This is a genomic window from Falsihalocynthiibacter sp. S25ZX9, assembly GCF_041205405.1.
GTDB classification, from domain to species: Bacteria; Pseudomonadota; Alphaproteobacteria; order Rhodobacterales; family Rhodobacteraceae; genus Falsihalocynthiibacter; species Falsihalocynthiibacter arcticus.
Map to the genome: position 1 here is coordinate 1 of NZ_JBGFCD010000176.1, position 319 is coordinate 319.

General features: G+C 62.7%; 1 pseudogene. It reads left to right on the plus strand.

What is annotated here, in order from left to right:
* Nucleotides 1-38: 38 nt before the first annotated feature.
* Nucleotides 39-319 (plus strand): annotated as a pseudogene (locus AB9F29_RS21785) (hypothetical protein); the annotation flags it as partial.

The following is a 319-nucleotide window of genomic DNA, read 5'->3' on the forward strand; positions in this document are numbered from 1 at the left end:
TGAATGCCCAGGCAGCACGGCGCAGCCAAGGTGCCAACATGTTCAGCAAACGGCAAATGGATGCCGGGCGGTTATATCGTGATCTGGTGGAGCGGCACAGCTCAGCAGGGGTAAAATGCTCGTCGCTTGAGGCCATGGGCGGCGGTGGATCGGGCGGCAATTTCATGGATGCTGTGCTGGCGGCAGGCGAGGAAATCCGACGCCAGCAGCGGCTGATTGGCAGTGGTGCGGCGATGGTGGTGCGACGGGTGCGCCCCTCGGCGCGCGGCACGCGGGTGATGATATATGACCGTGTTCTGGTGGATATGGTCTGCCTGCA